The organism is Thiorhodococcus mannitoliphagus, assembly GCF_010915725.1.
Lineage (GTDB): Bacteria > Pseudomonadota > Gammaproteobacteria > Chromatiales > Chromatiaceae > Thiorhodococcus > Thiorhodococcus mannitoliphagus.
Genome location: NZ_JAAIJR010000010.1, coordinates 36,693 through 56,189, shown reverse-complemented (window position 1 = coordinate 56,189; position 19,497 = coordinate 36,693). Strand labels below are relative to the sequence as shown.

Sequence of the window (19,497 nt, the reverse complement as noted above, 5' to 3'; positions counted from 1 at the left end):
GATCGCGAGTCGGACGTCAATCGGCCAGGTCGGTGCCGATCCAGGCTTGCACGCGCCGAGGATTGGTCCCTATCCACCGCAACGCCTGTGCATAAGGGTCTCGTCCGTCGTCCTGATGAATCCAGACCAACAGCTGCTCCATGGCCCGCGAGTCCCACTCGAAGCGGTCCAAGACGCCCTCGGCTTGGGGGTCATGCTGCGCCAGGCCTGGGCGCACCAGCGTATGGATGCTCCCGCGCCCGCCATAGACATTCTTGGAATCATCCAGAAACTTCAGCGACCAGCGTCCGAGCATCCAATGCGGCTCCCAGCCAGTGACGACGATGGGGGCATTGCGCGCGATGGCGTCCGCGAGCGCCTGGGTCATCGCCGTCTCCGAGCCCTTGATCAGCCGGAAGCCTTGGAGGTCGTAGGCATCGAGCGCGCGCTCGGTCGCGGACATGATGCCGGCCTCCGGATCGATCCCGACGATGCGCCCGCCGAGCGCCTGCCGGTGATCGGCCAACTGGGCAATGCTGTCGATGTCCAGCGCCGGCTGGGTGCGCTCGCCGCGACCGCCGGTCTGACGCCCAACGCCGACGGCGGGGATGACGAGTCCGGTTCGTGTTCCGACAAGATTGGGACCGAGATCCGCGAGCCGATCTCCGTACTCGGCGAAGTACCCGGCATGGGTCGCGGGCAGCCAGGCGGACAGCAACGCATCGGCCTCGCCGTCGGCCACCATGCGCCACATGGCATCGGCGGTCGTCTCGATCAGCTCGCACGGATGGCCGAGCCGTTCGCGAAGGACCGCGCAGACCACATTGGCGCTCGCCACGGACGAGGACCAGTCCACATAGGCGATACGCAGGGTCGGCACGTCGGCGGCGGGCGCGCAGGCGGCGGCCGACATCAGGGCCGCGAGCAGGCCCGCGCGTTTCCAGCGGCTCAGGGTGTCGCCGAGCCGGTGAATCGTCCTGACGATCATGCCTTGCCTCCCGTCCGCGTCTCGGTGGGGTGGATCGATTCGCTTCGAGCGCCGGCGCCCTCGATCTGGAAAGCGGCGCTGGGGCTGGGGCTGAGTCGAGGACGCATCGCCACCCCGGTGCGGCGATGCAGCGCCTCGGTCAACCAGAACTGACGCCGGCCGAAGGTCGGCATCTTGCGCGTGGCATGGGTCTTGAACTCGGGTCCCTGATAGCCTTGAACCCCGAGTTCGAAGCCCTGCCCTGTCTTGTAGTGAACCAGCCCTAGGTGCAGCGACCAGCACATGCCGAGCAGGATGATGGCGAACGGAAGCCCGGTGGAGATCGCGGCGGTCTGCAGTGCGACCAGGCCGCCGCCCAGCAGGAGCGCGGCAGCGACGGCACCCTCCAGAACGGCCCAGAACACGCGCTGAATCACGGGTGGCTCGGTATTGCCGCCGGCGGTGATGATGTCGATGACCAGCGAGCCGGAGTCGGACGAGGTGACGAAGAAGGTGATGATCACGATGATGGCGACCACCGATGAGATCTCGCTCAGCGGCAGGTCCTCGAGCATCACGAACAGCGAGACCGGGATGTTCTCCTGCACCGCCTTGGCCAGTCCGCCGTCGCCGAACATCTCGATGTGCAGCGCGGTATCGCCGAAGACGGTGACCCACAGGAAGGTCACCAGGGTCGGCACCAGCAACACCCCCTTGATGAACTCGCGGATGGTGCGCCCGTAGGAGACGCGGGCGATGAACATCCCCACGAACGGGGACCAGGCGATCCACCATCCCCAGTAGAAGACGGTCCAGCCGTTTTGCCAATCGGTGTCGTTGTAGGTCTCGTTCCAGGTGCTCAGGGAGGCGAAGTTCTGGACGTAGACGCCGAGGTTCTCGATGAAGGCATTGAGGATGAACAGCGTCGGCCCGAACAAGAGCACGAAGAACATCAGCACGGCGGCGACCACCACGTTGAGCTGACTCAGGAACTTGATGCCGGAATCCAGTCCGCGCACCACCGACCAGGTCGCAATCGTGGTGATTCCGGCAATGAGGACCAGTTGCACACTGGCATTCTGAGGGATGAAGTCGAGCAGATGACTCAAACCGGCGTTGACCTGCTGCACCCCGAGCCCCAGCGAGGTCGCCACACCGAACATGGTCGCGACCGTGGCCATGATGTCGATCACATTGCCGATCGGTCCATAGATACGCTCGCCGAGCAGCGGATAGAACACCGAGCGGATCGACAGCGGGAGCCCCTTGTTGAAGGCGAAGAACCCGAGCGCGAGCCCGACCAGGGCGTAGATCGACCAGGGGTGCAGGCCCCAGTGCAGAAAGGTGAAGTCCATCGCGACGCGCGCCGCCTTGGGCGTGCCGGGCTCGGCCATCGGCGAGGCGACGTAATGGAACATCGGCTCGGCGACGCCGTAGAACAACAGTCCGATGCCCATGCCGGCACTGAAGAGCATGGCGAACCAGCCGATCGTCGAGAACTCCGGCTTGGCGCCCTCGCCGCCGAGGCGGATGTCGCCGAAGCGCCCGAACAGCAAGGAAACCACGTAGATCAGGATCAGGTTCATGGTGCCGACGAAGAACCAACCGGCGTATTTCGACACCGCCCCCTGGACCAGGTTGAACAGGTTGTCGACGGTACTCTCGAAAAAGATGGTCAGGCCGACAAAGAGCACGATGATCGCTGCGGAGCTGAAGAACACCCAGGGATGGACGTCGAGCTTGAAAAGCCCCGTTTGGCGTTCATCGGCGGGGCTTGTTTCGTTGTCGCGCATGGTCTCGTACCTGATTCGGATCTGTGGTTTAGCTCGGCTAAGGGCAGCCTGTCATCTGTCGGGATTGCGGACAGCCTAACAGTCTGAGCACTGTTTCTCACCCCCCAGCCGCCCCGCGACCTGTCCGGATCGCCAGCAATTCCAAGCCCCAAGAAGCCTTCCAGATCCTGGTTGCGAGACGCGCATGCCAGCAGGCGGCGTCATCCTCGGCGGCGGCGATCGCGAAGCCGCGACGCCAGCGGTGGACCTGCGCCCCACCCTATCGCGTGGCCGTTTCGGTCTTGCCGAGACCCTGCAACGCGCCCTAGTGGCGCTCGTTCAACCGCCAATCCCGGACCACCGGAATCCACATCCGGTCGAGTTCGTCGAGGGTGAGTCAGAGGGAGCGGATGATGAGTCTCGACCCGGTTCGGACCACCCGCGCCCCCTGTCAGAGCAACAAGCGAGATGCCGACCGCGACCGTCACCCATATCGCGGCAATGGCAGCCGTGACCCGACCTTTCAGCATGCCGCCCAACGGTCGATTGCCGATCTTGAGATGGGCGATGCACGACAGAAAGGCACGGTGGTTATTACCCACTCTTATGGTTGTTAACAACCACCGCCCCGCGCGCGGCGGCCTCTTTCCCCGTTTCCCACGCCCCCTTGTTTCCCGCGCCGACCAGCGCTAGACGGCGCTCCGCTAATATTGGCTTGTTTTTTGCTTTACGTTCACAGCTTCTTCCAACAACGCAACCGGAGGACCGGGTTCCCGGCCGAGCCGCGATGCGCATTCGCTCGAGACTCACCCCAAGACCCTGAGGAGAACCGAGATGAACACCTTCCTGAACCGAGCCTTGATCGTCGGCCTAATCGCGATGTTTGGACTCGCGGCAAACGCCCGGGGAGCGACCATGGACGTCGACCAAGCCGGCTCGGCGACAGCGATCACGCAAGAGACGGCCGGATCGATGGCGGAGATCCCGGCGGACCGCCCCTCCCACGCCGCTTTGCCTTGACGTCCTCGCCCTGTGGCTCATGACCCTTGAATCCGTATTTCTGGATCCGGTAGCGCAGGCGCGGATCGAGAAACAGGGTGGGCATCCCACTGCTCACCAGGAGGTTGTTGAGATCGTCGTTGATCTCTTCCAGCGCGCGGATCTTTTCCGTAAGCTGAGCGTTCATGGCGACCAGGGCTTCGTTGAGCACTAGCGGCTTCTCCTCCTTGGCGGTCTCAAAGGCTGCGTTAATGAACATCACCTCCTCGCTGGAGACCCTTGGGTCTTCGGCAGGTGCGTCTATGTATTCGACGGTCGAACACAATGCTGTGTGCGACCATCGGTGACGGAGTGTCTCGTGATCGGTTCCATCTCTGGAAACAGGACCGACCCTGGCTCACGCCGAGCCCGCCCGCAGCCTGCCCGGCGCGATGTTATGCGCTGATCGACCGACTAAGATGCCCGCCGAAGCGCCGCCGCGACTCCTGAGCGGACGGTCGCTCCGAACTAATGAAGATTACTCAATTCGCGTTGGACGCGGTTTAATAGCAAAAAATCGACAGCGAGAACCTATCCTACTCATGAGCAAAGTTGGAAGAAATGACCCCTGCCCCTGTGGCAGCGGCAAGAAATACAAGAAATGCTGCCTCGCGAAAGACGAGAAAAAGCACCTCGAAAATACAAAAACGGATGATATCGGGGCGCTGTTCGAAGACTCCCCCATCGTCGATGACGCATTCGATGAGATTGATTTAATCGAAGATTTCGAGGAATCGCCCGGAAGCGACGTGGAGCCCTATGTCTCCAAGACCATCGACAAGGAGATGCCGGAGATCGACGAGGAAGAGCAAGCCCTGGTCGAGGCATGGTGGTCCGAATACGATGAGATGGCGAAGGATCCGGACCAGGTTCTCCATCATCTGCACGCGTTTTTCCAAGCCCACCCGGATCTGGTCGAGAACCTTGGGGTGGAAGAGGCCCTCTTCGAGCTGGGCGCAAAGCTTATCAGGCTCGACCGAACCGGCGACTACATCGAGTTCCTGAAGCATCTCCGCCAGACCTTTCCGGCGACCTACCTCAAGCACTTCGCCTACTTCGATCGGGACATCATCGCCTACAGCCTCATCGAGCAGGGCTCCGGCGCCGACATCCAGGTCTATCTGGAGTTGTTCAAGGAATATCCAGATGCCGACCCGGACTTCCTGTTCGGAGTGATCAATTTCCTCATGGTGAGCGAGCGCGACGAGACGCTCGTGGATCTCCTGGAAGCGATCTATGACCCACTTATACGATCAACCCAGGTTATCGGAGGGGACGAGGCACTGGACATTCTGGTCTATGCCTATTGCACGGACTACCTCGACAGGGGCGGTGATCGCGCCAACCCAGAGCCACTCATCGAACGACTCAAGGCACTGCGGACGCCGCTGCGTGAGCATTGGTACGACCCCAAGAGTCTGGAGACGAGACTCGATCAGATCGTCGGTGATCTCGACGCGAGCTTCCTCGACAGCTTTCGCACGACGAAGGATGTTGCCCAGTTCCACAGCACCGCCACCCTCAACTTCATGGGATGGCTGCACAGAGAAAAGGGTTTCAGTTGGATGAAGGCCCAGTTCTACCGTCAGCAGGTGTTGTGGTACTTGTTGAGAAGCACTCCACGCGGCAAGCGACCACGGCAGCCATTCACCTTCACCAAACAGCTTGTTGACCAAACCCTGGCCCAAAATGCCCAGTTTATCTTCTCAATGGATCCAACGAAGGCACTGGGCTCGATCAACGCCATGTACTGGTTTGGCGAGTACCTCGCTCAGCGCGACTTCATCTCCGCAGAACTAGGTGCCGATTTGCAGCGCTGGTGCGAAGAGATGTGGAAATCGGTAAGCACTGACCTTCGGCGGGAGGGCATTGAGGGTAAGGCGTTCAAGGTCTTTCCATCTTGAACGACGCGATGCCGATGGCCTTGGATCATGGACGCTTGGGTAAGGAGCCTCGGTTTCCTCGTCCAGGGTATCGGTGTAGCTGAGGATACGGCCGAGTTCGGTGGTGGCAGATGTCTCGGAGTCCGCTCACTGACTCAGACTCTTTTGGTAGCGATTGAAGAGCGTCTCGAAGCTGGTATCCAACTCATAGCAGGCATCCATCAGGTGGCGGCGTGCCGCCCGCCCCATGTCGCGGCGTCGCGGCAGGACCTCCTCCTCAATGCGGACACGGACATGCTTGCCGCGAAAACGCTGCGGCAGGCGCGCCGTAAGCACACCATCTGCGGAAACATCGACTTCGATCTGCATGGAGATCGACCTATGGCTCGTGGGGTTGCCCGAATTTTCGCAAGAGGCAGTATGGCGGACAATCCAAGGGGAAATGGGGACAAACGGACCGGCCGCACCGTCGGACGCCAGGGCAACCGCAGGCACTCTAACGCCCCTCGTCAAACGCAGGTTTCGCCATCCCCTGCCCGCGCCGCAGGATAAGCTCCTGCGTCGGATAGGCGAACTCCACGCCGGCTTCACGGAAGGCCCGGTAGATGGCCAGATTGATCGCCTGCTGGATATCCATGTAGAGGTTGTAGTCGGCCCCCTGAACGTAATAGACGACCTCAAACGTGAGTGCGAAATCGGCGTACTCGAAGAAGTGTGCGCGATCGAAACGGGCGCGCGCCTGGCCCCGCACGATCGCCTCGATCATCGCCGGGATGCGCTCGAGCATCTCCGGCGGGGTCTGGTAGACGACGCCAAGTTTGAAGACCACGCGGCGCTCGCGCATGCGCTTGAAGTTGTGAATGCGGCTGTTGAGCAGCTCGGTATTGGACATGATGACCTGCTCGCCCGAGAGGCTGCGGATCTGGGTGGTCTTGACGCCAATCTGCTCGATCACGCCCAGGGTCTCGCCGGTGACGATGAAGTCGCCGACCCGAAAGGGCTTGTCGAGAATGATGGCCATGGAGCTGAAGACGTCGGCCAGGATGTTCTGCACGGCAAAGGCGATGGCGATGCCGCTCACGCCAAGCGCCCCGATCAACCCGGTGATGGGATAGTCGAAATGGGAGAGCACCGAGACCAGCACCAGCATCCAGATACCGACCCGGGCGAAGAAGAGCATGAGGCCGAAGCCGGTGACCGCCGATGGATCGATCCGCTCGCGGTGGCTGCGTTGGCGCTGGATGAGATCGACCGCGCCGGCGCTGGCCCAGAGACCGACCTGGAGCCAGGTCACCACCACCAGCACCGACCAGAGCCAGCCCTGAAGCTGACCCTGTGCCAAGCCGGAGGTCGCCATCGCCGCATAAAAGGCAACGGCCAGGACGAAGAGCTGGCTGGTGTTGCGGATGAACGCCAGCACCAGCGCGCGCGGCGCCCGCTCGTCCCCGCGCGCCGCGTTGTTCAGACGCGGCAGGACGGTGCGACGCAACAGGGTCTTGAGGAAGGAGACGATGGCGAGGACGAGCACGAACACCAGCCCGCCCGTGACCATGTCGCGCAGATAGAAACCCTGGTCCTGGAAGACGAAGAGTTCTTGATTCCACCAGCCGCTCAGACGCACCACGAGCGCGTCCAGGCGCTGAGCAAAGGTGCGCGCGCGCGCCGCGGCCGTCAGCTCAGCCCTGAATTGCTGGGCCAAGGCGCGCAGCTGATCCTCGAAGGCCAGCAGCTGCTCGGCCAGCCCTTCCTGCTGGTCGAGGGCCGCCTGGCGCTGTTGAATGGCCGTGCGCATCTCCGGGTCGAGGCGCGGCTCGCCAAGGCGCTGCGTCAATGTCAGCTGTATGGATCGCAGCGAGGCGATCCTGGCCTGGATGTATTGGGTTTCTTCCGTGATCGCGTCGAGGATGGCGTCTGTGCCGCTCAGCCAACTGGCGGGCGCCGCCGGCGCGTCGTCCTGCATCAAGGCATAGCGCCGCTGCCAGAGGGTTCGCGCCGCGGCGATGTCAGTGACGATCTGATTGAGGTATTCGATCCCTTGGCGCGCGGCCGCCAGCTCCGCCTCACGCGCCGCAACCCGCGCCTGAAGGAGGTCCTTGTCCTGCTCGGCTGTGGTGTGCCGCAGGCGTCGCCGCGCCTCGAACAAGGCCCCCTCGGCCGTATTGCTCGCCTCTTCGAGGGCGCTGATGCGTTCACGGGCGTCCTTCTCCCGCCCATCGAGCGCCTTGAGCTGCTCATCCAAGGCCGCCTGGGTGAAGACCAGATGCGCCTTCACGCGCTCGACCTTGGACGCCAGCAGGCTCAGGCGTTGGCGTGCCAGGTCGTCTTGCCGCTGCGCCAACTCCAGCTCCCTGCTCGCTGCCTCTTGACGGAAATACGCGGCGAGAGCGCTCAGCCTGGCGGCCTCCAACTGACGCGCCAGCGCCCCTGAATCCGCACCGGCCTCGGCCTGCTCGACTTGGTCGCGGATGCGCCGTCGCCTTTCATTGGCCTGCGCGACCTTCGCCTCGGCGGCGGCGATCTGCTGTTTTGCCATGGCGACGGCCCGCTCAGCCGCTTCGGCATCGTGCTCGCTCGAACGCTGCTCGGAGCGAAATTGGTCCAAGAGCGTGATGCCGTAGGGCGGTTTGGTCGCAAGCCCCGCTTTCTTGAGTGTCGCGCGCTGCTCTTGCAGGTCCGTCAGCGCGTCCTGCGCCTCCTGAAGCCGACCAACCAGGGCGGCCCGACGCTGAACCTCGAGTCTCAATGCCTGCAGGGGCGCGATTCTGGGATCGGCCGTAACGGCTTCACCCTGCGCAGCCGAGACAGGGGCCTGCGCATCGCTGTGATCGGTCTTCTCGATGTCCGTGATGCGCGCGTCGATCAACGTGGAGGCGCGCTCGAAGTCCTCTGCGGTCACGAGCGGAACACCAAGACCCGCCAGACCGACGCGCGCCGGATCGACCCCGGTTTGGGATCCGGCCGCGTCTGGCTGCGGGGGTGTCGCCTCTGGCGCGGAGGGTGTCGCCTCGGCGCTCGTCTCGACGCCGCTATCCTTGGGCGTCGTCGCGGTGGCCTGGGCATGCAGCTCGGGAGCCATCATGAACAGGGCAAGGGCGATGGAGAGCAACCAGAAGGCAACGCGGTGAGGATACATCAGCGATCTCCAAGACTTGTGATGGATAGGGCGCAGACAAAAGCCATGAGAGGCAGCCGCTCAGCGGCGGCAGCCGACGCCAACGAAAGTGGTGATTGCGACGGTCCGCGGAAACCCTGCGAACTTCGACTTAAGCATCCTGGATGCCAGGATGCCCCGCATGAGCAGCTGGACGTCGATGCCTACCTTGGCAAGACTCAAGGCTCCCCTCAAGTGGGAAGAGACGGTGGATAGGACCAGCGACAGTGCAGCCGATCGGGCCATTGCAACCACTCGCGGTTCAATTGCACCGCTGGACCGCGCTCGGAGAGGGATCTCACCGGCTCTAGGCGGCGCCAGACTGATTGGCTGAACCGCGACACCCAGAACCTGAATCTCGCGGTCACTGAGCAGGCGTTGAGTGCGGCTGTTTCACCAGAGTAGTGCGTCCACCTCAAGGATGGGGGATTAGCACCATTGAGCGGGGCATCTCCCGCAGGTCGCGGGACCGGCAAATCAAAGTCAGTCTTATTGCTGAAAAGGCTGGCCCAGCGATTGCTATCACTATGATCAATCAAGTGAAACGAGAAGGCGATGAGACATGCCGAGACGAACACTGGCCCCCTGTGCACCGTCCTCCCGAGACGACATCTCATGACCTGCTTCCACGCCTCAGACTGACGCGCCATGACAGATGCTGTGCCGCAACAACTCAATTCCTTCGCCACCGGAGCCAGCCCGCCCATGCCTCCACCTGAATCGCTCCCGGCCAAGCCTGCAGTCTCAACGCAGACAGGCTCAACACAGACAGGCTCACGCGTCTTGGCGGTGATCAACTCAGCGTCTGGAAACGCCGATCCGAACGCTGTTGATCCAGTGCTGGGTCTCTTGAATCAGCGCCTGGGCGAGCGTGATATCGAGGTCCAGGTCATTGCATTCGCGCCAGATACCCTCGCCGAGTCGCTGCACGACGCCCTCGGGGAGGATGTGCGCGCGATCTATGTGGCAGGAGGCGACGGCACGCTGCTCAGTGTCGTCGAGGCACTGGACGGACATCGCGTGCCCATCGGGATCATCCCGCGCGGCACCATGAACTGGATGGCCAAGGACCTCGGCATCCCGCTCGATCTGGAGGATGCGGTCACTGCCCTGTTGGATGCTCGCGTCCAGACCGTCGACATTGGCTGCGTCAACGGCGAGTCCTTTCTCTGCGCCTGCATGGTCGGCGTCGGCCCCCTGGTGGCACGCTGGCGCGAGCGCGAGCGGCGGACGCCCCCCTGGCAACGCTGGCCCAAGCTGCTTTGGCGCGCCCTGAGGTTGCTGCGGAGCTACCCGCATCGGCGCATGACGCTGGTCACTGGGGCGGGCCGAGAGCGACTGCGCTCGCGCACGGTCGTGGTCACCAGCAATCTGCTCGACGCCTCCTTCGGGCCCCTGCCCCGCCGCATGCGTCTCGATGGCGGCGTCCTCGGCATCTACGCGGTGCGCAAGACGTCGGCCCGCGAACTCGCGCGTCTGCTCACCCGGCTCATGCTGGGCAGTTGGCAGGCCGACGACGCCTTGCTAACCGCGACCACCTCCGAGGCGAGCCTCGCGGTCTCCGGGCGCGGTGCGATCACGGTCATGCTGGATGGCGAAATCCGACGGCTCAAGACGCCGCTGCGCTTCTCGATCAAACCAGACGCCGTCGCGATGCTCGTGCCCGTGACCTCACCGACATGAGAGGGCGCGACGCAATGATTCGCATCGCCCATATCTCCGATCTGCATTTCGGAGCCCATCTGCCTCGACTCGCCGACGCCTTGAGCGAGGAGATCCTCCGGATGCAACCGGCGCTGGTCGCACTGAGCGGCGATCTGACCCAACGCGCCCGGCCGCGAGAATTCGCCGCCGCGGCGGAGTTCCTGCGCAGGCTGCCCGAACCGGTGCTGGTGGTGCCGGGCAATCACGATCTCCCCGGCTGGCACCCGCTGCGACGCTTCCTACATCCCTGGCGCGATTGGCGGCGCCACCTATCAAGCGAGCTGGAGCCCTGCATCGCAGAACAGGATTTCATCGCGATCGGGGTCAAGACGGCACGACGCTGGGGCCTGCATCTCGACTGGTCGCGGGGCCGGATCAACCCGGATCAGTTGGCCCGCATCGCGCGGCTCGCAAGCGGCGCTGACCCGAACGCGCTCCGCATCCTGATCGCCCATCACCCCTTCTTGCTGTCCGCCGCCATGCGCCGACGCGGCCTAGTGGGTCGCGCCAACCGCGCCCTGAGCGGGCTGCGCTCGGCGCGGATCGACCTCATTCTCGGCGGCCACCTGCATCAGGGCTATGCCGGCATCGCCGGCGGCATGGTCGTCGCCCAGGCTGGCACCGCCATCTCCAGCCGCCACAAGGGTGAGCCGAACGCATTCAATCGCATCGAGGCATCCCCGCATCGGATTCAGATCGACGCCATGCACTGGGACGGCGTTGGATTCGCCGTCGCCCGGCGTTCGCTCTTCCGGCGTCCGGTGCTCGACTGGACCGCCACCCAGATCGACGGTGGTACCCGCTGAACAAGGCCAACCATGCTTCGACGAGCAGGCTGCGCATGACGGCACGCCTCACATTGAATGACCCTCGGCGCTATCCGGCTTGGCGCTGGACCTCGACCGAGGCGTCAGCCAGAGCGCGTCCGCCACAGGGCTGTTGCGTGCGTCCGGTGGAGCGCACACGACTCCCAGCTGTCGCTATCGCCCGAAGACGAGGACAGCGAGCCCGAGAAGATAGAAGCAGAGCACGGCGACGCTCTCGAAACCGATGTTGGCGACACCGCGCCGCTCGCGGCGGATCAGCCCCAGCAGCAGGATGGCTGTCAGCAGAATCGAAAGACTGATAAGGAACTGAGACTGCGTCCCCATCGCATGATAGATGGAGCCCTCGCGATAGGCTGCGTCGGCAAAGACCAGGAAGAGCACGTCGAAGGTATTGCCCCCGATGATGCCGGCCACGGCCAGCGTCAAAGCCCCCTGACGAACCGCCGCGACCGCAGTGACCAACTCCGGCAGCGAGGTCGCCGTCGCAGTGAAGAGACTCCCGACCAGCGTCTCAGAGAGACCCGTGTGCTGGACCAGCGCTAGGCCCGCGATCCCGACCAGCCAGCCGGCGACGCCAACCAGGGCAACGCTGGCCGCGAATCCCGCCCAGAGCCGCCGCGCGCCGCCCTTTCTCGCCAAGGGCGTCTTGGGATTGTCCTCCAGCGTGTCTCGGGTCCGAACGGGTCGCCAGCCAGGCGTATCGCGGCTTTCTGAGGCGATGCGCAGACCGAAAATGTAGATCGCGAGCAGCAGGAAGGAGACGGGGTGCATGCCAAGCAGGGTGAAGTTCGGCCCGTTGGAGGCCATGAGCGGCAAGGCCAGGAGACCACACAGCAAGGCGGCGCTGATCAGATTCGGCAGCGAGGCCGCCGCGTGCTCCAGGTTCGCGCGCCGGTACGCGAGGTCGGCGGCCACGAGAAATACCGTCTGCACGGCGATGCCGCCAACGGCATTGCCGACGGCCAGCTCCGCATGCCCGGATGCAGCCGCGGTGACCGAGGCGACGATCCCGGGAAAGGAGGTGCTCGCACCGAGCAAGACGGCCCCGAAGACGGCCTCCCCGAGTCCGGTCAGGTCCGCGAGTTCATCTGCGAACCGTGTGAGCCTTACCCCGACGGCCGCAATGACGGCGGCACCGAGAAAGAAGATGGTCAAGGTCGCGGTGAGTGAAAGCTCAGTCAAACTGCCTCCTGATCTCTGCGCCCAATGCCGTGCATGCGCTCAATGCGTCCGGAGGTGGCTAACCCATCCAGGCAGCTCCAGAGGATGCGCTCGAACCGCGGCTCAGCGGGGCGATCCAGCATTTATCAGTGAGCATGGCATCCAGCGCCTCATCGAGTAAGCAAGTGTCCATCAATTGTTTTCTGATACGAGCGCTGCCGCCCGAAATCCCCCCTAGCCCCCCTTTGCCAAAGGGGGGAAGTTGAGAGATGACCCTGGCTCAGATAGAGGAAGCCGCCGAGCACGATGATCCTGGGCAGCATAGTCGCGAGCACAGGGGCCAGATTCTCGCGCGGCCAGATGATCATTGCGCCCGACCCGGCGTTGCGGTCGGAGCGATGCGCTCCATTCGTCATCAGACACTGGTCTTGCCATCCCGCCAGGCCTGCAGAAGGGTTGCGTAAGCGACCGTCCTGCCCTGCCCTTCCTCGTCGGCCAGTTTGGGCTTGGGCGCGCCCGGACGCGAGAGCCAGTCGGCCGGGGCGCCCATTGCCGAGCAGGATGAAGAGCGCGGTGCCGATCAGCTCGCCGAGGAATGGATTCATGCGTAGAGCCCTCCCCTTTCTCTCTTTGGGTCGTGCGCATCAGCGCGCTGCGGATGCCTGTCTGCCACTCCAGCCGCTATCCGTAGCGACGCAGCTCCTGATCGCCCGCCTGCTCCCGAGCGCCGAAATACTCGTTGTACCTTGCCTGGGCCGCGTCGCCGAAGAGGATCTGGCAGGCATCCATCAGCCCCTCGGCATCTACGGATGACCTCGTGCCGCACCACCAGCGCGATCCTGGAGCGCCGACGCAGAAAGTCTTCGAGCCGGACGATCATCTCCGGGCGGCGGGCGAGCTGGATCTCGCAGCGAAGGTAATCGGTGCCCTTGATCAGGACCTCGGTCTGGCGCGGGTCCTCGCGAATCTGGGCGAGCAGCTCGAAGGCCTGCTGGTCATAGCGGCGCCAGAGTCGGCTGGAGAGCTGCTCGATCGACTCGGGCGAGGTGTAGCTGTCGAGGGCCATGAGCATCGCCTGGTGCATGTACGCCTCTTGACCTTGGTGCCGGAGAAGTAGGGGTCGATGACGAGCCCGGTCTTGCGTCGAAACATCTCCTCATGGCCCTGCTCCTTGAGCTGGTCGCAATAGCGGGCCGTGCGGCGGTCCTGCCAGACGATGGCATGCGCAACCGACCGCCCGGTCTTGCGGTCCCAGAGGACGACCGTCTCGCGCTGATTGGTGATGCCGATTGCCTGGATGTCGCTGGCACGGATGTCTGAATTGCGGATGGCCTCGGCGATCACCTTGAAGGTGACCAGGACAATCTCCTCGGCATCGTGCTCGACCCAGCCGGGCTTGGGATAGTGCTGAGTGAATTCGGAGTAGGCGCGGCTGCGCACCTGACCCTCATGGTCGAAGATGAGCACCGTCGATCCCGTGGTGCCCTGGTCGATCGAGAGTGCATAGCCCTCGTTCATTGTGACTCACCTCCTCATCGGGCGGTCTGTCGCCATGCTCGGCATTCGGTCAACAGAAGCGATCTCTGATCAATCTAGTCGGTTTTATGCAAATTGCCACCTCATTCCTGGCCCCGAAGGTCAATCCTGTCCGCTGCGAGATGACTTTTCCGGGAATGTTCCGAGCCTCGCGGTCATCAGTGCGGCTCCTGAAGTGGTCGGCGGTCGGTGGTCGGTGGTCGGTGGGCGGACGTCGCGGGCTCTGGGGCGTTGGACGCCCTGCGGCGCGGGCACATCCGGTGCTGATGGATTAGCATCATTTGAATGGCCTCAGGGAAAGGGCGTGGTCCCGGCGGCATCGGTACCCAGCACCGCGACCTCTGGATGGCGCGCCTTGATCCGATCCTCGACCCGTCCGATGTCGCGATGATCGAGTTCGAGGACGAGCAGCAGTTCGCCGCTGCGCAGGGCCGCAGACTGGGGCATGATGTCGCGATTGGCCAACCGGGTCTGCAGCCCGCCGACGAGGGCGCCGAGGTAGAGCGCTCAGACGTCAGTGAGGCTCGCACAGCGCTTACGGCCAAAGACGGTCAATCGGGGCTTTTCACCCCTCGGATGGGCCAAAGGCACCAAAGCGCTTTGCATTGAATTGCACCGCCCACTCAAGTCACGCGATCCGACGGCAGTGGTAAGGCGCCCGCCAGCCATTCCGTGAGGCTGGCGAAGTCAACCATAATCCGAATTGGAAGAGGCCCTTGACCGGACACCCACAGCAGGACCAACCCGACCTGACCGCGACTGACATCGCTCACCTGCGCGCGATGATCGCGCACGATCAGGGCAAGCGTGCCCGCCGCCTCCTCAAGGCGATGCATCCCGCGAAGGTCGCGAGCCTACTGGAGACGCTGACACCACAGCAGCGGATCGCCGCCTGGCATCAGGTCGATGCGCGCACCGAGCCGAAGGTGCTGGCGCATCTCTCCGCTGCGATGCGGGCGCAGCTTGCCCGCGACCTCGAGGTCGACGCGCCACCCTCCGACAGCGCCCTGTCCACGGCGGACTCCCCGATCGACGACGCGCCGGAAACCCAGTTGCATCTGGTCCTGGATGCGCTGGATCAGGGCAAGCTCAAGCGGATCTCACGTCTGTTCAGCAAGCTCCATCCGGCGCGCATCGCCGGGCTGCTGGAGTCGCTGCCGGCGACCGAGCGGGCCGCCGCGTGGGACATGGTGGAGGGCGAACGCACCAGCAAGGTTCTGCGCCACCTGCACCAGGAGGTGCGCCGGCGCCTCGCTACGGAGATGGACCTGGAGCATCTGGTCGAGGCCGCGCGCGGGCTCGAGGCCGATGACCTGGTCGACCTCATCCAGGATCTGCCGGTGGCCACCGGCCGCCAGATCCTGGAGGCCATGGACCGTCGCGAGCGCGAGCGGCTGCAGTCGATGCTGTCCTATCCCGAGGACAGCGCCGGTGGCCTCATGAACATGGACCAGATCGCGGTGCGCGCCAACATCAAGATCGGCACCCTGCTGCGCTATCTGCGGCTGCGCGAAGACCTGCCGTCGAACACGGATAAGTTCTTCGTCATCGACCGCAAGCATCACTATCAGGGCATCCTGCGGACGCGCCGTGTGCTGACCGCGCGACCCGAAACGATGGTCTCGGACCTGATGGAGACCGACTTCGAGCCGGTGCTTGCGGACCAGCCGAGCGACGCGGTGGCGCGCCGCTTTGAAGAGCAGGATCTCAGCTCGGCCCCAGTGGTCGATGCGGACGGCCGTCTGCTGGGGCGCATCACCATCGATGACGTGGTCGATGTCATCCGCGAGCAGGCCGCACACGCCATGATGGGCATGGCGGGTCTGGACGAGGAGACGGACATGTTCGCCCCGGTGCTGGCCAGCAGCCGGCGGCGCGCGGTCTGGCTCGGCATCAATCTCATCACCGCCTTCCTTGCCGCCTGGGTCATCGGCCTCTTCGAAGGCACCCTCCAGCAGGTGGTGGCGCTCGCGGTACTCATGCCGATCGTCGCCAGCATGGGAGGCATCGCCGGCAGCCAGACGCTCACCCTCGTCATCCGCGGGCTGGCGACCGGCCAGCTCGCCGGCGGCAACACCCGCATCCTGCTGCTCAAGGAGGCCGGAATCGGGCTCTTGAACGGCCTGCTCTGGGCGTTGGTGGTCGCCGCACTGGCCATCCTCTGGTTCGGCAACTGGGCCATCGGCGGCATCATTGCCGTGGCGATCCTGCTCAACCTGCTCTGCGCGGCCGTCGCCGGGGTCGCCATTCCGCTGCTCATGCGCCGGCTCGGCATCGACCCCGCCCTGGCCGGCAGCGTGGTGCTGACCACGGTCACCGACATCGTCGGCTTTTTCGCCTTCCTGGGTCTGGCCACCTTGATCCTGCTCTGATCCGAATTTGGGCCGGCGAGGCATGAGCGCCCATCGCCGGTCGCTATCCCTCAACCGCCCCCGCCTCCCGCCCGCGGCTCTACCCGCTGCACCCTCGCCTCGGGAGAGTGAGCGCCCCCTTAGGCACGGGCCGATGCCTGGCAGGAGAGCGTCCGGACCTTCGATGTCGGGCAATAGGTCACTCGGAGCAAAGGTTGCAACCAGCCATACCATCAGGATTCGCGCCGACTCAGAAGACCGCTTTCCCGATTTTGCTCATAGCGATTTTGCTCATAGGAATCCCGGCGGTGCAGATGGCGTCAATTCCACACCTCAGGGTCCATGAGTGACGGTCGCGATCCAGTTCGCGCCGGAGGACTACGACCGGGCGACGCAGAATTCCACGATTACAGGACACGACCGCTTCTTCTACCCCATGTTTGCAAGTCAGGCGCCGGATGTTTGCAGGTCGCTAAGCCTGCCCTGATCAGACCCGTCATCCATCAGGGAGAGAAAGGTTTCCGCCGGCATGGGCCTTCCGAGGAGGTAGCCCTGAAAACAGCGGCAGCCATGTGCCTTGAGGAAATTCAACTGATCGAGTGTTTCCACGCCTTCCGCAACGACCTCTAGATGAAAATGTCGGCTCACCGACAGCATGACCTCGACCAGGGCAGCGTCGTTGTCATTGACGGGAGCATCGCGCACGAAACTGCGGTCGATCTTCAGCTCGTCGATGGGCATGCGTTTGAGATAGGTCAAGGAGGAATAGCCGGTGCCGAAATCGTCGAGCGACAGGCGCACCCCGCAGGCCTTGAGTTCATGCATCTTGTCAATGGTGTGCTGGAGATCCTCGATCACCAGGCCTTCGGTGATTTCCAGGACGAGGCAGGCCGGAGCAACCCCGGTGCGGGCGAGCACCTCCCGCACGCTGGCCACGAAGTCCGCCTGACGAAACTGCCGGGGACTGACGTTGACCGATATCCGCAACGACTGACCACGCCCGGCAATCCCCGCCAGGATCTGACAAGCTTGGTTCAACACCCACTGGCCGACCGGCACGATCAGACCGGTTTCCTCCGCCAAGGGGATGAAGACAGCCGGCGAGATCAGCCCTTTCGAGGGATGTTGCCAGCGCAGCAGCGCCTCGGCGCCGACGATGTGGCCGGCCGCGTCGACCTGGGGCTGGAGGAAGAGGCGCAGTTGCTCGCGGTCCACGGCATGACGCAATTCGCCCTCCAGGTCGAAGCGTGCCTCCACGGCGACCTGCATCGATGACTCGAAGAAATGCACGCTGTTGCGCCCGCTCGCCTTCGCCTGATAAAGGGCGGTATCCGCCTCTCGGAGGATGTCGTGAACGCTGCGCTCGGTCCCACAAAAGAGCGTGACGCCAATGCTGGCACCCAGCACGAATTCGCCCTCCTGCAATTGAAAGGGGGAGGCCAGGGCCTGGCGCACCTTCTCCGCCACGCTGCGGGCAAAAGCGGGCGCTTCTTGCGCCGAACGGGTCAAATTGACCAGTAGGATCACGAACTCGTCGCCCCCGAACCGCGCCACCGTGTCTTCGGTCCGCAGGAGCGGAGTCAGCCGCGCCGCCACCTCCTGGAGCAGGTGATCGCCGGCTTCATGACCGCGGGCGTCATTGACTTGCTTGAAATGATCTAGGTCCAGGAAGAGCACCGCGCCGTGATACCCCCCGCGTCGCGCGGCGGCATGCGCATTGCTCAGACGATCGAGAAATAGTCGCCGATTGGGCAGGTCGGTGAGCGAATCATAGAACGCCAGGCGATGGATGGACGCCTCATTGGTCTTGCGCGCGGTGATGTCGACACAGGTGCCTGCGGCGCGGCGCGGGCGGCCCGCTTCGTCCCAGTCGAATCCCTTGCCGCGATCCAGTATCCAGATCCAGGCACCGGACTGATGACGGACCCGGTATTCCAGTTCGATTTTCTGCCGGTGCCCCGTCAGGGCTTCGTCACGCAGGCGCTGCACGGTGGGGCGATCATCCGGGTGAATGCGCTTCAACCAGTCTTCCAGAGTCGTCGCAATCAGCTGCGGATCGCCGCCCACCATGCGCAGATAGCGTTCATCCACGACCAGTTCACCGGTTTCCAGGTTGACATCGTAGAGCCCGACCTCGGCCCCCTCAAGGGCCAGATCCAGACGTTCCTGGACCCGTTTCAGAGCCTCCTCGGACTGCTTTCGCGCCGAGATATCCCGCACGACCGCCAACAGCAGGCGCCGATCCGTGTCAATCCGCTTGACGTTGATCTCGGTCCAGAGGAGACGACCAGACGCGGGACGGATGCGGGTCTCAACCCGCTGCGGATGTCCGGCGAGCGCGGCTTCCCAGACGCTTTTCCAGCGCGCCAGATCGGCGGGAACCAACCAGGCGCTGGGCGCTTGGCGACGCAATTCATCGAGCGGACAGGCCAAGAGTTCGAGTGCCCGCTGGTTGGCATCCAGCAGGCTGCGATCCCTGCTATCCAGTACCAGGATAGCGTCCTGGGCACCCTCGAACAGGGTGCGGTAATTGGCTTCCGAGGCCCGCAACGCCAGGGCGGCCTGGTGTTGTTCCAGCAGACCGTTGTAGACCTTGAGCGCGGTCTCGGCGATGGGGCGATTCCCGTCTTCGAGCCGTTTTCGCTGAGGCGTGCGCAGCTGACGATGGCCCAAGAGCAGGCTCAAGGATGAAGGCGGGGCCACGACCCACAAGCCAGTTGCCAGACCGGCGGCGCTCAAGGTCGTCGCGGGGAGTTCAGTGGTCCCGCCAGCCTCCGCGGGGGGCGGAGCGGGTAACCAGAGGCCAGAGGCCACGCCTAGACCGAACTCCACCCGAAACCCGGAGGAATCTGGCTGCCAGCGCAGGAGTGCCGCGCAATCCACCTGCAGCCGCTCCACCATCAACATCAAGAATGCGTCTTCCAAGGTCCCTGAGGGCGAGTCGAGGCACTCTGCGTCATGGGCAAAGGTATAGAGTTCCTGCACGATCATGGCCAGGGTGCGATGGCGCTGCGCCTCGCGACGCGCCTGGGTGACGTCCTCCTGCAAGCGCAACACCCGGCCGCCGAGCTCGTCGCACTGGCTGCGGTAGTAGTCGAGTTCGTTCAGCCGCTCATCCATGACGGCAA

At 64.0% G+C, this 19,497-nt stretch carries 13 protein-coding genes and 1 pseudogene; 4 read left to right on the top strand and 10 right to left on the bottom strand.

Translation table 11 applies throughout. The annotated features are described in order from the left end of the window. Positions 1-16: 16 nt before the first annotated feature. From G3480_RS04110 to G3480_RS04095, 3 genes are all read right to left on the bottom strand, one after another. Positions 17-967 carry a glycine betaine ABC transporter substrate-binding protein gene (locus G3480_RS04110; RefSeq protein WP_164652403.1) on the bottom strand — a complete coding sequence of 317 codons (951 nt, stop codon included), beginning with the start codon at positions 965-967 and terminating at the stop codon, positions 17-19. Continuing rightward, entirely contained in the window at positions 964-2,739 is a 1,776-nt protein-coding gene (locus G3480_RS04105) for a BCCT family transporter (protein WP_164652402.1), read from the bottom strand. Before G3480_RS04105 ends, G3480_RS04110 begins: the two co-directional genes overlap by 4 nt. Before the next feature lie 928 nt (positions 2,740-3,667). Further along, complete coding sequence (locus G3480_RS04095) at positions 3,668-3,976, bottom strand: hypothetical protein (protein ID WP_164652401.1); 309 nt, start codon at positions 3,974-3,976, stop codon at positions 3,668-3,670. 322 nt (positions 3,977-4,298) lie between these two features. Between G3480_RS04095 and G3480_RS28890 the strand changes: the two genes are divergently transcribed. After that, complete coding sequence (locus G3480_RS28890) at positions 4,299-5,660, top strand: SEC-C metal-binding domain-containing protein (RefSeq protein ID WP_276611668.1); 1,362 nt, start codon at positions 4,299-4,301, stop codon at positions 5,658-5,660. A gap of 126 nt (positions 5,661-5,786) precedes the next feature. On the opposite strand, the gene G3480_RS04085 is transcribed toward G3480_RS28890, so the two are convergent. Together G3480_RS04085 and G3480_RS04080 are read right to left on the bottom strand one after the other, a co-directional pair. Further along, a complete protein-coding gene (locus G3480_RS04085) occupies positions 5,787-6,008 on the bottom strand; it encodes a hypothetical protein (protein WP_164652400.1) in 222 nt (73 codons plus the stop codon). A gap of 127 nt (positions 6,009-6,135) precedes the next feature. After that, positions 6,136-8,772, bottom strand: a complete 2,637-nt coding sequence (locus tag G3480_RS04080) for a mechanosensitive ion channel domain-containing protein (protein ID WP_240905575.1) — start codon at positions 8,770-8,772, stop codon at positions 6,136-6,138. 723 nt (positions 8,773-9,495) lie between these two features. Between G3480_RS04080 and G3480_RS04075 the strand changes: the two genes are divergently transcribed. Both G3480_RS04075 and G3480_RS04070 read left to right on the top strand, forming a co-directional pair. After that, complete coding sequence (locus tag G3480_RS04075) at positions 9,496-10,473, top strand: diacylglycerol/lipid kinase family protein (RefSeq protein WP_164652399.1); 978 nt, start codon at positions 9,496-9,498, stop codon at positions 10,471-10,473. A 14-nt stretch (positions 10,474-10,487) separates the two neighbouring features. Next, a complete protein-coding gene (locus tag G3480_RS04070) occupies positions 10,488-11,300 on the top strand; it encodes a metallophosphoesterase family protein (RefSeq protein WP_164652398.1) in 813 nt (270 codons plus the stop codon). Between the two features lie 174 nt (positions 11,301-11,474). Here G3480_RS04070 and G3480_RS04065 read toward each other — a convergent pair whose 3' ends face one another. The 4 genes and pseudogenes from G3480_RS04065 to G3480_RS04050 form a co-directional block, all read right to left on the bottom strand. Continuing rightward, the gene (locus G3480_RS04065) at positions 11,475-12,503 is read right to left on the bottom strand and encodes a sodium:calcium antiporter (protein ID WP_164652397.1); all 1,029 of its coding nucleotides are present in this window, start codon (positions 12,501-12,503) and stop codon (positions 11,475-11,477) included. Positions 12,504-13,353: 850 nt separating this feature from the next. Further along, a pseudogene (locus G3480_RS28200) lies at positions 13,354-13,461 on the bottom strand (hypothetical protein); the annotation flags it as partial. Next, the gene (locus G3480_RS04055) at positions 13,416-14,000 is read right to left on the bottom strand and encodes an FGGY family carbohydrate kinase (protein ID WP_164652395.1); all 585 of its coding nucleotides are present in this window, start codon (positions 13,998-14,000) and stop codon (positions 13,416-13,418) included. The gene G3480_RS04055 and the pseudogene G3480_RS28200, both read right to left, overlap by 46 nt. Positions 14,001-14,309: 309 nt before the next feature. Continuing rightward, a complete protein-coding gene (locus tag G3480_RS04050) occupies positions 14,310-14,483 on the bottom strand; it encodes a hypothetical protein (protein ID WP_164652394.1) in 174 nt (57 codons plus the stop codon). Between the two features lie 251 nt (positions 14,484-14,734). Here G3480_RS04050 and mgtE point away from each other — a divergent pair, with 251 nt between their 5' ends. After that, positions 14,735-16,390: a magnesium transporter gene (gene mgtE, locus G3480_RS04045; RefSeq protein WP_164652393.1), complete on the top strand. Its 1,656-nt coding sequence runs from the start codon at positions 14,735-14,737 to the stop codon at positions 16,388-16,390. Positions 16,391-16,816: 426 nt separating this feature from the next. On the opposite strand, the gene G3480_RS04040 is transcribed toward mgtE, so the two are convergent. After that, positions 16,817-19,489 (bottom strand): putative bifunctional diguanylate cyclase/phosphodiesterase, encoded by a 2,673-nt coding sequence (locus G3480_RS04040; RefSeq protein ID WP_164652392.1) that lies wholly within the window; start codon positions 19,487-19,489, stop codon positions 16,817-16,819. Positions 19,490-19,497 lie beyond the last annotated feature (8 nt).

Bases quoted from the DNA above. Each gene is read 5' to 3' on its own strand.
- G3480_RS04110 (WP_164652403.1), bottom strand. From the start codon at position 967: ATGATCGTCAGGACGATTCACCGGCTCGGCGACACCCTGAGCCGCTGG.
- G3480_RS04105 (WP_164652402.1), bottom strand. From the start codon at position 2,739: ATGCGCGACAACGAAACAAGCCCCGCCGATGAACGCCAAACGGGGCTT.
- G3480_RS04095 (WP_164652401.1), bottom strand. From the start codon at position 3,976: ATGTTCATTAACGCAGCCTTTGAGACCGCCAAGGAGGAGAAGCCGCTA.
- G3480_RS28890 (WP_276611668.1), top strand. From the start codon at position 4,299: ATGAGCAAAGTTGGAAGAAATGACCCCTGCCCCTGTGGCAGCGGCAAG.
- G3480_RS04085 (WP_164652400.1), bottom strand. From the start codon at position 6,008: ATGCAGATCGAAGTCGATGTTTCCGCAGATGGTGTGCTTACGGCGCGC.
- G3480_RS04080 (WP_240905575.1), bottom strand. From the start codon at position 8,772: ATGTATCCTCACCGCGTTGCCTTCTGGTTGCTCTCCATCGCCCTTGCC.
- G3480_RS04075 (WP_164652399.1), top strand. From the start codon at position 9,496: ATGCCTCCACCTGAATCGCTCCCGGCCAAGCCTGCAGTCTCAACGCAG.
- G3480_RS04070 (WP_164652398.1), top strand. From the start codon at position 10,488: ATGATTCGCATCGCCCATATCTCCGATCTGCATTTCGGAGCCCATCTG.
- G3480_RS04055 (WP_164652395.1), bottom strand. From the start codon at position 14,000: ATGAACGAGGGCTATGCACTCTCGATCGACCAGGGCACCACGGGATCG.
- G3480_RS04040 (WP_164652392.1), bottom strand. From the start codon at position 19,489: ATGGATGAGCGGCTGAACGAACTCGACTACTACCGCAGCCAGTGCGAC.